The organism is Mesorhizobium loti, assembly GCF_013170705.1.
Classification (GTDB): Bacteria; Pseudomonadota; Alphaproteobacteria; order Rhizobiales; family Rhizobiaceae; genus Mesorhizobium; species Mesorhizobium loti_D.
Window position 1 is genome coordinate 5110766 of the sequence record NZ_CP033334.1, and the last position, 12067, is coordinate 5122832.

Sequence of the window (12067 nt, forward strand, 5' to 3'; positions counted from 1 at the left end):
GAACCTGCCGACATGAATTCCTCCGAACCGACAGCCAGCCCTACCCTCGTGTTTGCCGGCGGTCTCGTCGGCGCGGCAGGCGTGGCGCTGTCAGCTGCCGCCGCGCATCTCGGCGGCGCCTTCACCGGCACGGCCGCGTCGTTCCTCTTGATGCACGCGCCTGTCTTCCTCGCCGTCGGCCTCGCCGGCGCGAATCGCTTTCTGCGGATCGCCAGCGTCGCCTTGCTTGCCGGGCTCCTGCTTTTCGCGGGCGATCTACTTGCCCGCGATTTCCTGGGCTCGAGGCTGTTTGCGATGTCGGCGCCGATTGGAGGCACTTTGCTCATCGCCGGCTGGCTGGGGATAGCGATATCCGCCCTGATACGTCGGCGTTCCTAGGGGCCGAATCGGTCGGGATCAATCCCCGGGACGTCCGGTGCGGATCCAGCGATCCCGATTGCGCGAGGCCCTCTTCGTCAGGCGACGCGCTTCTGGTCGTTCAGCGGCCGGAGCGATGCCCCAGTAGTTGCGGTAAATGTCTTCGAACAGATGCCTGATGGGATGCATGATTTTTCTCTTTTCGGGTTGAATCGATCCAATGCGTAGGCAAAAAACACGGCGATCAGCTTCGCTTACGCCCCACCAGGAAGCGAAGGTCGCGAATCCATGGGCTTGCCCTGCCCCGCAGCCTGAAGCTGTTGGCGGCCGACCCGATGCTCCAGTCGTTGCGATAGATGTCTTCGAACAGGTAATTGACGGGATGCATGCCGTACCTCCTCTGAAAACACAGACCGGCCAAACCAATCATTTGGATCGATTCAATACTAGGTCTCCGACAGTTCCCGGTCAAGCAGAATTTGAATCGATCCAACGAAAGTGCTAGATGCAAATCCGGAACGTGCTAAATGCATGTCAGGAGGCACGCACAAATGGCGTCACTCACCGCAAGCAATCGAAGACCCGTCCGGCTGGCCGATATCGCCAAGGCCGCCGGTGTTTCGCACGGCACCGCATCCAATGTCTTCAGCCGCCCGGAGATCGTGCGCGAGGAGGTTCGCGAACGAGTGAAGGCCGCGGCCGAGGCGATGGGCTATGGCGGGCCGGATCCCAAGGGCCGCCTGTTGCGGGCGGGCAAGGTCAACGCCATCGGCGTCGCCACCGCCGAACCCCTCTCCTACTTCTTCGACGATCCTTTCGCGCGGGTCATGATGGCGAGCATCTCGCAGGCCTGCGATGCGACAGGAGCCGGCATTTCCCTGGTATCGGCAGCTAATAACGAACAGCTTGCCTGGAACATCCAGAGTGCCCTGGTCGACGGCTTCATCGTCTTCTGCATCGAAGGCGGTTCGCGGCTGGTGGAACTGGCGCGCGAGCGCAAACTGCCCTTCGTGGCACTCGACCTTGACTCCGAGGACGGAGCGGTCGCGGCGATCGGTGTCGACAACATCGCCGGTGCCAGCCTCGCGGCGCGCCATCTCACGGATCTAGGACATCGCCGCTTTGCCGTTCTGGCACTGCCTTTCGTCGACGGCAGGACGGGTCTCGTTTCGCCCGAGCAGGTTCGCTCAGCGACCTATGCCGGCACGCGCGACCGGCTCACCGGCTATCTCCAGGAGCTTTCACGGGTTGGCGTCGACACATCCACAGTGCCCGTCTACGAGACCGCCAACGACGCGGCCAGCACGAGAGCGGCCCTCGAAACCGTCTTCGCGGCCAAGGAGCCGCCCACGGCCATCCTGGCGATGTCGGACAAAATAGCCCTGGTGACGCTCGAATGGTTGAGCGCACGCAAGCTCAGCGTCCCCAACGATGTTTCCGTCATCGGGTTCGACGGTGTTCCGGAGGCCGCCGTGTCCGAGCCGCCCTTGACCACGATCGCCCAGCCGATAGCCGAAATGGGCCGCCTTGCCGTCAAGGCCATCCTGGAGAGCGACGGCAAGGTCAGCCGGCAGTTGCTGCCGGTCAAACTGGTCGTGCGGGCCTCGTCGGCTCCGCCGCGCGGCTGAACGACGGCCCCCTCAGCGATTGGCTCTTGCCATGGCGGAGATGCCGAAAGACGCACGCGCCGGCGTGACATCCTTTTGCGTCATGCGGACCTTGGCCGAAGCGCTGATGGTCGACAGCCATTCGAGATAGAAGGCGAGCGCGAACTGCATGGCGATGCCGGCCGACAGCAGCAGGCTGTCATAGGCAAGCCCGCCCGGATTGATCAGTTTCATCACCTGCGCGACCATGGCGATCACCGTGCCGGCGATGAAGACCGGCAGCGAGCGCTTGCCGAGTATCGCCAGCGGATGGTCAGGGCTGGTGCGGAACAGGTTCGAGAGCGCCGGCAAGGCGACGATCAGATAGCTGACAGCCAGGATATGCAGCAGCCTTGGCAGCGACAGGAAGGTCTTGTCAAAACCGCCGATGACCACCGGAAGCTTGAACCATGTTATCTGGCCCCAGAGCGGACTGTGCACCCATATCAGCGCCGTCAGCACATAGGTCGCGGCCGCGCCGACCAGCCAGCGGTTGATCGGAATGACACCGCCGCGCCTGACATGCAGCATGGCGGCGAGGCCGATGTTGAACAGGAACTGCCAGGAGAGAGGGTTCAGGAACCAGAAGCCGGGCTCAGGATAGTTGGGCGGGGCGATCTGCCAGATGCCGGCGACCAACCACAGCGCGCCGGACACGACCAGCGCCGCGACGGGTCTGTAGCTGATGAACAGGACGAAGGCCGGGGCCATCAGAAGCAGCGCGGCATAGACCGGCAGGATATTGTTGTAGCCAAGCTGATGGCCGAGCGTGACGATGCCGACCAGCACTTCCGGCGTGTTCTTCATCAAGGGCTCGATGTTGATCAGTTTCAGCAATTCCGGCCGCCTCGTGAACACGGCCACGGTACAGAACAAGGCGATCACAACCATGGTCGTGACGATATGGGCGATATAGAGCATGCCTGCCCGCCGCCACATCTTCAATGTGGCCAGAAGCCGGCCACCCGAGCGGAACTTCGTGCCGTAGGCCAGCGCCACCGAGATGCCGGAAATCAGCACGAACGCCTCTGCCGCGTCCGAGAAACCGAAATTCTTGTAGGTCATGACCTCGAAAGCCGTGCCCGGCACATGGTCGATGAAAATGGTGAGCAGCGCCAATGCGCGCAGCACATCGATACGCGTATCGCGTTCGGGCGAGACAGGGGTAATCATCGACAAAAGGCCTCAAAGCTGGTTGTTCATGTCCAGCAATGCGACCCCCGGCGCACCGCTTCGATTCCTCCCAAGCGGAGTATATCGGCGCACAAACGGGCTGGAATGAGCCTGGTTCAATCAACTTTCGCGGAGCATGAAAATATTGCGTTTTGAAGCCGGCAAATTGAGCGAAGCCTCATATAATCAAGAGGATGCGGGATGACCGGCGACAGCACCGAAAACAGTCCGCTGCTCAAGGATCTGGCCTTTCCCTATCGCCTCCTGGGCGCCGGCGGGAACAGCCGCGAATGCCTTTTCCTGCTGCATGGATCGGGTGTCGACGAGACCACCCTGGTGCCGCTGGCAAGACGCATCGCACCCGACGCAATGCTGATCGCGGCGCGTGGCCGTATCCCCCAGGAGGACGGTTTTCGCTGGTTCGAGCGGATAACCCCGACGCGCTTCGAACAGAAGAGCATCGTGGCCGAAACGGCCGCCTTCGCGGCATTCGCAAGCGAGGCCGCCAAGCGCCATGGGCTTGATCTCGATCACGCGACGTTCCTCGGCTATTCGAACGGAGCCAATCTGGCTTCCAGCCTGATGCTGCTCCATCCGGGCATCGTCCGCAGGGCGGTGCTGCTAAGGCCAATGCCTGTACTCGACCATGTGCCCGCGACGGACCTCGCTGGAATACCGACGCTGATTATCGCTGGCGCCGCCGACGAGACCTACGGGCCCTTTGCGCCGGCACTGGTGACGCTGCTCAGCCGGCGCGGCGCCGCGATCGACGCTCGGATCATTCCCTCGGGCCATGAAATCGGCGATCCGGACGCCGCCATTGTCAGGCAATGGCTGGCGGGGTCGGCTGACGTGGCGTAGGCGGACCGGCCCTTCGAATCGACCGCTGTCTCGATCGGGCGCGGCCGCGATCCGCGCCTCCGCACCGGCGAGGAGCGAAGATGCTGAAGCCTAGCGCCCCATCCTGTTCCAGGCGTCGAGCCCGGCGATCTTGTAGGCTTCCGCCAGCGTCGGGTAGTTGAAAGTGTTGTTGACGAAGAAGTCGACCGTACCGCCGAGGTTGATGACCGCCTGGCCGATATGGATGAGCTCGGTGGCGCCCTCGCCGACAATATGGGCGCCGAGCAGTCGCCGCGTCTCGATCGAGAACAACAGTTTCAGGAAGCCGGTGTCGACACCCATGATGTGGCCGCGCGAGGTTTCGCGGAAACGCGCGACACCGACCTCATAGGCGCCGCCGCTCTGGCGCACCTGTTCCTCGGACTGGCCGACGGTCGAGATCTCCGGCACCGCATAGATGCCATAGGGGAAGGTCTCCGGTGGCGGCGGCAGCGTCACGCCGAAAGCGTGGCAGGCGGCCACCCTGCCCTGCTCCATCGAGGTCGAGGCGAGACTTGGAAAGCCGATGACATCGCCGGCGGCGTAGATGTTGGGCACGCTGGTCTGGAACGTCTGTGGATCGACCTTGATGCGGCCTCGGGAGTCGGCCTCGATGCCGACCATGTCGAGGCCCAGGCTGGCGATATTACCGGTGCGACCGGCGGCGTAGAGCACGACCTCGGAGCGGATGGTGCGGCCATCGGCCAGTTCCACCTCGGCTGCCTCGGGCTTGGAGCGGATTTCCTTCACCGCGCTGCCCAGCCTTATCGTCATGCCGCGATCGCGCATCTGGTGGATGAAATCATCGACGATCTCGCGGTCGACGAAATCGAGGATGGAATTGCGCGGCTCGACCAGCGTCACCGGCACATCGAGCGCCGAAAAGATCGTGGCGTATTCGACCCCGATAACGCCACCACCGATGACCGTCAGCGTGCGCGGCAGGCGGTCAAGCTCGAGCATCTCGTCGCTGTCGAAGACACGGGTCTTGTCGAAAGGCACGTCGCGCGGCCTGTGCGGCCTGGTGCCGACCGCGATCAGCGCGTTGGCGAAGCCGACCTCGCTGTAATCGCCATTGTCCGATGTCAGGCTGACCTTGTCGGGGCCGAGAAATTTCACCGCCGCGCGGGCGCTCTTGACGGTGTTGCGCATGAACTGGTGTTGCAGCACCTCGACCTCGTGATCGAGCGTCTTGTGCAGGCGCTCGATCAGGTCGCCGACCGAAATGTCCTGCTTGACCCTGTAGCCGCGTCCATAAAAGCCGCGCTCGCGCCAGCCCGAGAGATTGAGCACCGTTTCGCGCAGCGTTTTCGAGGGGATGGTGCCGGTGTGCACCGAGACGCCGCCGAGACGCCGGCCGCGATCGACCACCAGCACCGATTTGCCGAGTTTGGCCGACTGCACCGCGGCGCGGCGTCCGGAAGGGCCGCTGCCGATGACCAGCATATCGTAGTCCATAGTGCCGTCCCCTCACTTCCGCCCCAGAACGCTTTGTTGCGCCGCAACAAGCTAAAGCCATCCACGCGGCGAATTCAACCGATTCAGATCGCGGAGCACGGCTTTCAGGCTTCGCGTCCCTCGAAGCGCTCGACCTTGATTCCGCCGCAAGCCTTCACCATTTCATCATCGGGCGGCCCGCACCCTATGTCGGGCCTTGTTACGAGGAAATGACATGAACGCGCGCGTTCTCGACGGCGAAATCATCAACACCCGGCTTGACGACGTCAGGGCCTATGAGGGCGTGCGCACAAGGCGCATCCTGGCCTTCGTGCTCGACTACATCATCGTCGCCCTGCTCACCATTCCCTTCGCCATACTGGTGTTTTTCCTCGGGCTTCTGACGCTCGGCGTTGGCTGGATGCTGTTCGGCGTCCTGGTGCCGGCCGTCGCCATCCTCTACATCTGGAACACGCTGGGCAGCGCGGACCAGGCGACCACGGGCATGAAGATGATGGGCATCCGCCTCGACCGCCTCGACGGCAGGCCGATCGACGGCCTGACCGCGGTCGTCCATTCGGTGCTGTTCTGGGCGGGCAATGTCATTCTGTCGCCCCTGGTCCTGCTGGTGACCCTGTTCTCGGACCGCAAGCGCACGCTGCACGACCTTCTGCTCGGCACGGTGGTCAGCCGCACCGGCCGCTGAGGCGCTTTCCGAAAGCGTTACACGCCCTGTCGGCGCAAATGTGAAGGCATCCGCTTGCAGGTGCATTCACAATCCTGTTGAATTTTTCGCTTTCCGCGCCAAAGGTAGAGCGACTCGAAGGAGCGTTTCCAAGACTTAGATGACGCAGCATCCGACCCAGTCGCCACAGTTCTTCCTGACCGCGCCGTCGCCGTGCCCCTATCTCGACGGCCAGTTCGAGCGCAAGGTGTTCACGCATCTGGTCGGCGACAAGGCGTCGGAGATGAACGACCTCCTCACGCAAGGCGGCTTCAGGCGTTCGCAGAACATTGCCTACAGGCCGGCCTGCGAGACGTGCCGCGCCTGTGTTTCCGTGCGCATCCTCGCCCAGGAATTCACCGCCAGCCGCAATATGAAGCGCGTTCTGCAGCATAATTCCGACCTTGTCGGCGCCATGCACAATGCCGAGCCCTCGACCGAACAATATTCGCTGTTCCGCAGCTATCTCGATGCCCGCCACCGGCGCGGCGGCATGTCCGACATGACGGTGCTCGACTACGCCATGATGGTCGAGGACACCCATGTCGACACCAAGGTGATCGAATACCGGCGGCGCGGACCCGACACCTTCATCACCGGCAAGGGCCAGGGTGAGCTTATCGCGGTGGCACTCACCGACAAGATGGCCGACGGCCTGTCGATGGTCTATTCCTACTTCAATCCCGAATTCGAGGAGCGTTCGCTCGGCACGTTCATGATCCTCGACCACATCGCCCGCGCCAGGGCGATGGGCCTGCCCCATGTCTACCTCGGTTACTGGGTCAACGGCTCGCGCAAGATGAATTATAAGATGCGCTTCATGCCGCAGGAGCATCTCGGCCCGAAGGGCTGGGAGCGCTATACCAACGAAGCGGTTTCACGCTGAGTTTTTCCACGATCCGCGCTTAAACAGTTTCAAGGCAGGGGATGCTGGTCTTTCAGCCGGTTGGCTGGAGAGAGTGCACGATTGCACCGGTCGGCCGCCAGCCTGCATTTCATTGCGAAAGTTCCTGCATGACTTCCCACCATAACCACCAGAAGGGTCTTTTGATCACCGCCATCGGCGGACTGACGCTGACTGTCGACATACCGTTGATCCGCCTCGCCGACGGCGGCGCATGGACGATCATGCTGCTTCGCACCGGCACCACATTCGTTGCCGCCATGGTCATCTGGTCGGTCTGGCGGGCTTTGAGCCGTAACGCCCCGCCGCTCATTCCCGGCTGGTCCGGCCTGATCGTCGCGATATGCTACGGGCTGACAGGGATCACTTTCGTCACCGCCGTCTATCACACCTCGACGGCCGATCTCGTCTTCATCCTGGCCTTCAACACCGTGTTCGCAGGGCTATTGTCCTGGATATTCCTGCGGGAGAGGCCACGGCTGGTGACCATCGTGGCGATGCTGATCATGATCCTGGGCGTGCTGGTCATCGTCGGCGGGTCGGTCGGCACCGGCAAACTGTTCGGCGATTTCATGGCGCTGTGCTCGGCTTTCTTCATCGCGGTGGCCATCACCATCTCGCGCGCCAGCGGCAAGGACATGGGCTTCACCTCACTTGTCGGCGTCCTTCTGCCTATGGCCCTGGCAGCCTTCATGGTGTCGGGCGAAGGCTTTCACGTGAACGCGCCATGGTGGATCATCTTCAACGGCGCCGTCGTCATGCCGATCTCGTTCTTCTGTCTTGCCGCCGGGCCGAAATACATTTCCGGGCCGGAAGTGGCGATGTTCTACGTGCTCGAAACGGTGCTGGCGCCGGTCTGGGTGTGGATGATCTTCGCCGAGGCACCGACCCGCAACAGCCTGATCGGCGGCGCGATCCTGATCGTCACGCTGGTCGCCCATTCGCTCTGGCAACTGCATGAGGGGCGCAGGCAACGGGGTGACCTTGCGGTGCACCACCCAGCCTGAGTTGTAGTTGATGGGCCTGGCGCAAGTCGCGTTTCGGGATCAGGCGCTGGCCTTCTTTGCCGCGCCAGGCTCCGGCAAGACCTCGATCTGTGGGCTGGCCTCGATCTCGGCCGCCGAGCCGGCGGCCAACTCGTCGACCAGTTCCACCTCGCGCAGCCACTCGCGCCAGATGGCGACCAGCAGCGCCATCAGCACCGGACCGATGAACAGGCCGAGGAAGCCCATGGTCTTGACGCCGCCGATCAGGCCGAAAAAGGTCGGCAGGAAAGGCAGCTTTATCGGTCCGCCGACAAGCTTCGGGCGCAGCGTCTTGTCGACGATGAACAGTTCGACCGCACCCCACAGGAACAGCGCCAGACCGGCCATGGGCGAGCCGCTGGCCGCGAGGTAGATCGAGACAAGGGTGAAGGACAAGGGTGCGCCGCCGGGGATGAGCGCCATGACGCCGGTCAGGGCACCGAGCGTCACCGGCGACGGCACGCCCGCCAGCCAATAGGCAATGCCCAGCACCAGCCCCTCGCCGATGGCGATGACGGTCATGCCGGTCACGGTCGAGGAGATCGTCGCCGGCACGACGCGCGAAATCCGCTCCCATCTGGTCGGCAGGATGCGCTCGCCAAGGCGGTCGACCTGGCCGGCAAAATGCTCGCCATCGCGATAGGCGAAGAACAGGGCGATCATCATGAACAGCAACGTCAGGAGCAGCCCAAAGGCACTGCCGCCGGCGGCGAGCGCGCCACGATAGATGCTGCCGATATTGGCGCCGCTGACCAACTGGATCAGCTCGCCAATGCCGCCGGGATGTCCGAAATTGGTCGTCCACTGCTCGTTCAGCCAGTCGCCGATGACAGGCATGGTCGCGATCCAGTGCGGCGTGGTGGCACCATGCCGGTTGGTCTCGATCGCCCAGGCGACCCATTCGCGCACCTCGTTGATGGCATAGGTGCCGGCAAGCGCGATCGGTATCACCAGGAAGGCAAGGATGAACAGGATAGCCAAGGTGGCGGCGACGGTGCGGTTGCCGCCGACGCCGGCAAGCAGCCGCTGGTAGAGCGGCCAGCTGGCGAAAGCGATGACAAGCGCGGCCAGCACCGGAAACAGGAAGCCGTGGAAGAAGTAGACGCCCGCGGCGACGATCAGCACCAGCAGCCAGCGCGCCGCCGACAGCGGCGGAATGACAGCCGACCGCAACGGCGTCGACAGGCCGAACAGGCGCTGCTGCCGTTCCGGTTTCTGGATCCTGGATTCCTTCAAACGCCCGTGGTCTCCCAAACACCCTTCTCCGTTATGCACTGATATAGTGCAGCAATCGTGACGATACTCCAAATGATGATGGTGACGCCGCCAATCTCCCCTCGTCGAGGAGATGTCCGGCAGGCCAGAGGGGGCCGCGCGGAGCGCTAGCCTCGTCTGTCGCGATAGGGGGGCGCGTCCGGTCGTGCCGACCCCCTCTGTCGCCTTTGGCGACATCTCCCCCTCGAGGGGGGAGATCGCGACGTCAGCCGAATTTGCCGGTCCTCGGGAAACCCTTTGGCACCATACGCCCCGCCGATGCCCGGGCGCCGATCCATTCGGCCAGTTCCTCGCGCGACCTTGTGAAGGTGCGGTCGGCCGAATCCTGCCAGGACAGGCCCGTCTCCAACGTGAACGGCTTGAGATCGAGCAGTCCGCCATCCTTGTATTTTTGCAGCCGCACGCCCTTGCCGCGGCCCATTTCCGGTATTTCGGAGAGCGCGAACACGAGCATCTTGCGGTTCTCGCCGACGATGGCGAGATGATCGCCGGTGACCGGCACGCAGCGCTTGGCTTCGTCCGGCGCCTTGACGTTCATCACCTGCTTGCCCTTGCGAGTGTTGGCGACCACGTCCTCCTCCGGCACGATGAAGCCGTTGGCGTCATGCGAGGCCAGCAAGAGCTTGCGCTTGGGGTCGTGGACGAAGGCGGTGACGATGTCCTGGTCATTGTCCATGTCGACGATGATGCGGATCGGCTCGCCATGGCCGCGTCCGCCTGGCAACCGGTCGGCGCCGATGGTGTAGAACTTGCCGCCAGTGGTGAACACTAGCACCTTGTCGGTGGTCTGGGCATGGAAGGCGAGCTTCAGGCTGTCACCTTCCTTGAAGGTGAGTGTCGAAAGGTCGGCCAGATGACCCTTCATGGCCCTGAGCCAACCCTTCTCCGAAACCACCACGGTGACCGGCTCGCGCTCGATCATGGCGTGGGCGATATCGGTCAGGTCGTGCTCGGGCGCATCGGCGAACTGGGTGCGGCGCTTGCCGATTTCCGTCGCCGGGCCGAATTTTTCACGCAGATTGGCGACTTCCCACTTGATCGTCGACCATTGCTTGGCATCGGACGCCAGCAGCGCCTCGATCTGCGTCTTCTCCGCGCTCAGGCCATCGAATTCCTTGCGGATCTCGAATTCTTCCAGCTTGCGCAAGGCGCGCAACCGCATGTTGAGGATGGCTTCAGCCTGGGTGTCGGTGAGTGACCAGCGGGCCATCATCACCTGCTTGGGCTCGTCCTCCTCGCGGATGATCTTGATCACCTCGTCGATGTTGAGATAGGCGATCAGGTAGCCGGCAAGGATTTCCAGCCGCCGTTCGATCTCGCCGAGGCGATGTTTCGAGCGGCGGATCAGCACGTCGCGGCGGTGGTCGAGCCATTCCTGCAGCACGCCCTTCAGAGACAGGACATTGGGCACCTTGCCGCGCGACAGCACATTCATGTTGAGCGGGAAGCGGCTTTCGAGCTCGGTGAGCTTGAACAGCGATTCCATCAGGATGCCCGGATCGACAGAACGGCTCTTGGGCACCAGCACGACGCGGATATCCTCGGCGCTTTCGTCCCTGACGTCCTCGAGCAGCGGCAGTTTGCGCGCCATCAGAAGCTCGGCGATCTTTTCGATCAGTCGCGCTTTCTGCACGCCATAAGGGATTTCGGTGACAACGATGCTCCAGGTGCCCCTGCCCTGGTCTTCCTGGCTCCATTTCGAACGCACGCGAAAACCGCCACGGCCGGTCTCGTAGGCTTCGAGGATGGAGGCGCGGCTGTCGACGATGATGCCGCCCGTCGGGAAATCCGGGCCCTGGACGAAATCCATCAACTTCGCCACCGGCGCATCCCGGTGCTCGATCAGATGCAATGCCGCGTCGCAGAGCTCGGCCGCGTTGTGCGGAGGGATCGATGTCGCCATGCCGACCGCGATGCCGGACGAGCCGTTGGCCAGGAGATTCGGGAAGGCGCCGGGGAGCACCACCGGCTCCTCGTCCTCTTCATTGTAGGTCGGCCGGTAATCGACGGCGTCCTCGGTGATGCCGGCGAGCAATTCGGTCGCCACGTCGGTCATGCGCGCTTCGGTGTAGCGCATGGCGGCGGCGTTATCGCCGTCGATGTTGCCGAAATTACCCTGGCCGTCGACCAGGGGATAGCGCATCGAAAAATCCTGCGCCAACCGCACCAGCGCGTCATAGATCGACTGATCGCCATGCGGGTGGAACTTGCCCATCACCTCGCCGACTATACGCGCGCATTTGGCGAAGCCCTGGTCGGGGTTGAGACGCAGCAGGCGCATGGCGTGCATGATGCGGCGATGGACCGGCTTCAGTCCGTCGCGTACGTCGGGCAGCGCCCGGTGCATGATGGTCGACAGCGCATAGGCAAGATAGCGCTCTTCCAGCGCCTTCTTCAGATCGACCGGTTCGATGTGATCGCCACCGCCATCTTGAGGCGGCAAAAGCCTTTTTCCCATGGGCTGGGACTAGCCGAGCGGGTGATTCGCGGCAAGAGGCGCGCGCCCGGCCGGTCGACTTGCGTGCTTTTCTGCAACAGGAAACCGCAAGGTCGCGCTTGCCGGCCAACATCAATCTGTTACACGCCGCATCTATTGCGAAGCACGATAACGCTCGACGGCCCGACCTTCATGCCAAATTCACCGCGT

The 12067-nt window shown here is 63.1% G+C and carries 11 protein-coding genes; 6 read left to right on the forward strand and 5 right to left on the reverse strand.

Translation table 11 applies throughout. The features are described from left to right. The first annotated feature begins 12 nt into the window (after positions 1 to 12). Positions 13 to 378 (forward strand): DUF423 domain-containing protein, encoded by a 366-nt coding sequence (locus EB815_RS25225; protein ID WP_056562559.1) that lies wholly within the window; start codon positions 13 to 15, stop codon positions 376 to 378. Positions 379 to 601: 223 nt separating this feature from the next. On the opposite strand, the gene EB815_RS25230 is transcribed toward EB815_RS25225, so the two are convergent. Next, positions 602 to 745 (reverse strand): hypothetical protein, encoded by a 144-nt coding sequence (locus EB815_RS25230; RefSeq protein ID WP_081294705.1) that lies wholly within the window; start codon positions 743 to 745, stop codon positions 602 to 604. Positions 746 to 908: 163 nt separating this feature from the next. Here EB815_RS25230 and EB815_RS25235 point away from each other — a divergent pair, with 163 nt between their 5' ends. Beyond that, positions 909 to 1985 (forward strand): LacI family DNA-binding transcriptional regulator, encoded by a 1077-nt coding sequence (locus EB815_RS25235; protein ID WP_056562562.1) that lies wholly within the window; start codon positions 909 to 911, stop codon positions 1983 to 1985. A 12-nt stretch (positions 1986 to 1997) separates the two neighbouring features. Here the strand turns inward: EB815_RS25235 and EB815_RS25240 are convergent, their stop codons facing one another. Beyond that, complete coding sequence (locus EB815_RS25240) at positions 1998 to 3176, reverse strand: OpgC family protein (protein ID WP_056562565.1); 1179 nt, start codon at positions 3174 to 3176, stop codon at positions 1998 to 2000. A gap of 201 nt (positions 3177 to 3377) precedes the next feature. Here EB815_RS25240 and EB815_RS25245 point away from each other — a divergent pair, with 201 nt between their 5' ends. Continuing rightward, positions 3378 to 4037, forward strand: coding sequence for an alpha/beta hydrolase (locus EB815_RS25245; protein ID WP_056562568.1), 660 nt, complete (start codon positions 3378 to 3380; stop codon positions 4035 to 4037). Positions 4038 to 4127: 90 nt separating this feature from the next. Here EB815_RS25245 and sthA read toward each other — a convergent pair whose 3' ends face one another. Next, positions 4128 to 5513 (reverse strand): Si-specific NAD(P)(+) transhydrogenase, encoded by a 1386-nt coding sequence (sthA, locus tag EB815_RS25250; RefSeq protein ID WP_056562571.1) that lies wholly within the window; start codon positions 5511 to 5513, stop codon positions 4128 to 4130. A 214-nt stretch (positions 5514 to 5727) separates the two neighbouring features. Here sthA and EB815_RS25255 point away from each other — a divergent pair, with 214 nt between their 5' ends. From EB815_RS25255 to EB815_RS25265, 3 genes are all read left to right on the forward strand, one after another. Continuing rightward, positions 5728 to 6198 carry an RDD family protein gene (locus tag EB815_RS25255; protein ID WP_056562574.1) on the forward strand — a complete coding sequence of 157 codons (471 nt, stop codon included), beginning with the start codon at positions 5728 to 5730 and terminating at the stop codon, positions 6196 to 6198. 139 nt (positions 6199 to 6337) lie between these two features. After that, positions 6338 to 7102, forward strand: a complete 765-nt coding sequence (locus EB815_RS25260; RefSeq protein WP_010915563.1) for an arginyltransferase — start codon at positions 6338 to 6340, stop codon at positions 7100 to 7102. 128 nt (positions 7103 to 7230) lie between these two features. After that, complete coding sequence (locus EB815_RS25265; protein ID WP_056562577.1) at positions 7231 to 8127, forward strand: DMT family transporter; 897 nt, start codon at positions 7231 to 7233, stop codon at positions 8125 to 8127. 39 nt (positions 8128 to 8166) lie between these two features. Here the strand turns inward: EB815_RS25265 and EB815_RS25270 are convergent, their stop codons facing one another. Next, positions 8167 to 9381, reverse strand: a complete 1215-nt coding sequence (locus EB815_RS25270) for an AI-2E family transporter (protein WP_056562580.1) — start codon at positions 9379 to 9381, stop codon at positions 8167 to 8169. Between the two features lie 244 nt (positions 9382 to 9625). After that, positions 9626 to 11878 carry a DNA topoisomerase IV subunit A gene (gene parC / locus EB815_RS25275; RefSeq protein WP_056562583.1) on the reverse strand — a complete coding sequence of 751 codons (2253 nt, stop codon included), beginning with the start codon at positions 11876 to 11878 and terminating at the stop codon, positions 9626 to 9628. Positions 11879 to 12067 lie beyond the last annotated feature (189 nt).